A 2,793-nucleotide genomic window follows, 5' to 3' on the forward strand; every position below is an offset into this window, starting at 1 on the left:
GCCCATTAGCGTGCATCTAAATGCCGATATGCCATATAAATCGTATCGTAGGAATAAAGAAATTATTTATCTAAATTTGAATTGAAAATTAATTAAAAAAACGTCAACCTATTTCAGGACGCTACAGGAACCTAGGGGAAACCCTTTTTTTTAGTAGTGAAAATCCTTTTTTTTAGTATGGAAAACCCTTTTTTAAATTAACGATACATACGGAATTTTGAATTGTTGAAGTTTGGTAAAAACTTTAATCAGAGTGGCCGAAAACTGCATTTTGATAGAGTAGGCAAAAATTAAAAAAATATGGCACGGAAATTAACTGAAGCATATGTAGAAGATCATATGCAGTACATTGAGGGTTCGGCACAGAAAGTTGGACAAGCAGTTGCAGATTTATTATTAAAATCTGTAAAAGAGAATATCAAAAAAAATGGTGAAGCAGAAACCATAAAATTTGATGGAACATTTGAAGTTAAAGCTTTTGAAGATGTATGTGTAGAAGTTGAAATATGTCTTCCATTCGTTGGATGTTCGAAAGTTCATGTTGGAATATAAATAGTACTTAAATGTTTAAAAAGACTTCTGATTATTTCAGGAGTCTTTTTTATTAAAACAGCACATAACAGCCGTTTCTCGCAATTGCGGATTTTGTTGTAAGTTCACGTTCACGTTTCGCAAGAAATATTATCTTAGTGGAAAATAATTCGTTCCGAAGTTCGCAACTGACGAGAAGCGGCGGAACGTTACCAGTAATTATTTTGGACCTCTCATAAAAGAGAACTTTTTTTACCTAAATTTGCACAATGGGAATAGTTGACAGAAATATAGACGATTTGAAAAGGCTTTGTACATTGTACAACGTGGAAAAAATGTATCTATTTGGTTCAGCTTTGAATTCCAACTTCAATAAAGAAAGTGATATTGATCTTCTTGTTAAATTTAAATCGATTGAGTTGTCAATGTATTTTGACAATTATATGGATTTCAAAGAAAGACTGGAGAAATTATTTGGACGCGAAGTTGACTTAGTTGAAGAACAAACTCTAAGAAACCCAATCTTAATAAACTCTATCAATAAATCTAAAGAGCTAATTTATGGATGAAAGAATTCTTAAATGGCTTTATGATATTAAACTTTGTATTGAAGAAATAGATAGCTTTTTCCAAAAAGAAGAAAAAGATTTTTTCAAGTACAGAAATAACTTAATGCTTAAAAGAGCTGTTGAAAGAAATCTTGAGATTATTGGCGAAGCCATAAACAGAATAATTACTCGTGACAATTCGTTTACTGAGAAAATTAGTAATGCAAAAGCAATTATTGGTTTGAGAAATCAAGTCATTCATGCTTACGACAATATTTCCGACGAGAATATTTGGTCAATACTTACAAACCATCTTCCGAAATTAAAAGGCGAAGTTGATGCGTTAATCAAAGAGAACGAAAAATAACTACTGGTAACAGCCGTTTCGCACAATTGCGAATTTTGTGGTAAATTCACGTTCACGTTTCGCAAGAAATATTATCTTAGTGGAAAATAATCGGTTCCGAACTTCGCAACTGATGCGAAGCGGCGGAACGTTAGCGGTAATAGTTTCGCAGAATCAAGAATCTAACGCAATTTTTAAGACAAAAAATGACTTAAAATTGTGTTATGAAAACAGCTTACAAAAGACTCAATCGCAACCATAGAATTGAGATTGAAAAACTAATTGCTCTAGGCAAAAACAAAAAGCAGATTGCCTCTACTCTATCGGTTCATCCAAGTACAATTACTCGGGAACTAAAACGTGTTCAAAAAGGTGATTATGACAACCTAAAAGCAGAGATAAATTACGTTCATAATCTGCTTGATAGAAGACTCGGAAAAACCAAAATTGAGAGCAATCCTAAACTCAAAAATTTTGTATATTCACATCTTAAATTACATTGGTCTCCACAACAAATTTCCAATGCCTTAAAACAGTTTTATCAGTTCGATCCAACCATGCAAATCTCTCACGAAAGTATTTATTATCACATCTATGTTCAACCAAAAAAAGAAGTTGAAAAACTACTGATTTCACAACTTAGACAAAAGAGAAATTACAGGGGAAATGTGCGTCGTGGTGCCGATAAAAGAACAACAATTAAAGATCCAATTCGTATTGATGAAAGACCTGCTGAAGTAGCAACCAGAGAAATACCAGGACACTGGGAAGGCGACTTAATAATAGGAAAGAACAGAGAATCAGCCATCGGAACACTCGTCGAAAGAACAACCCGTTTTTTAATTATGGTCCCACTAAAAAAGAAAGATGCAACAGCCGTTAGAAAAGCTTTTGAAAAAGCGTTTTCAAACATTCCAAAGCATTTAAAATTATCGCTGACTTACGACAACGGAACCGAAATGGCGCAGCACAAATTATTTACCAAAAACTCTAAAGTAAAGGTCTATTTTGCACATCCATATTCGCCTTGGGAAAGACCAACAAATGAAAACACCAACGGACTTATCAGAGACTATTTTCCAAAAGGAACTGACTTTAATTTACTCTCCAAAAAAGAGATAAATGAAGTCCAAAATCAACTCAACCAAAGACCAAGAAAAACTCTCGAATATGAATCACCTCTCAATACGATTTCAAGATTATATATGACCCAAAATTTTATTTAAGAAATGACCAATATTCAAAAAAATAGTGTAGTTTTATTCTTTAATTTTGAAACCAAATCTTCAAAAATTTGGTGCAAAAATTCAGGAAATAAAACAGCGAATTTAAAAAACAAAAAATTGCGCTAGAACCTTGAAACCGCCT

General features: G+C 32.9%; 4 protein-coding genes. All 4 read left to right on the top strand.

The features are described from left to right. Nucleotides 1-300: 300 nt before the first annotated feature. Nucleotides 301-552 (top strand): hypothetical protein, encoded by a 252-nt coding sequence (locus tag ABIQ27_RS10895; RefSeq protein WP_348033927.1) that lies wholly within the window; start codon nt 301-303, stop codon nt 550-552. A gap of 248 nt (nt 553-800) precedes the next feature. Beyond that, nucleotides 801-1,100 (top strand): nucleotidyltransferase domain-containing protein, encoded by a 300-nt coding sequence (locus ABIQ27_RS10900; protein ID WP_348033928.1) that lies wholly within the window; start codon nt 801-803, stop codon nt 1,098-1,100. After that, nucleotides 1,093-1,446 (top strand): HepT-like ribonuclease domain-containing protein, encoded by a 354-nt coding sequence (locus tag ABIQ27_RS10905; RefSeq protein WP_348033929.1) that lies wholly within the window; start codon nt 1,093-1,095, stop codon nt 1,444-1,446. Before ABIQ27_RS10900 ends, ABIQ27_RS10905 begins: the two co-directional genes overlap by 8 nt. Before the next feature lie 203 nt (nt 1,447-1,649). Then, entirely contained in the window at nt 1,650-2,651 is a 1,002-nt protein-coding gene (locus tag ABIQ27_RS10910) for an IS30 family transposase (RefSeq protein WP_348033930.1), read from the top strand. Nucleotides 2,652-2,793 lie beyond the last annotated feature (142 nt).

The sequence above is a fragment of the Flavobacterium sp. genome, assembly GCF_039916025.1.
GTDB lineage: Bacteria > Bacteroidota > Bacteroidia > Flavobacteriales > Flavobacteriaceae > Flavobacterium.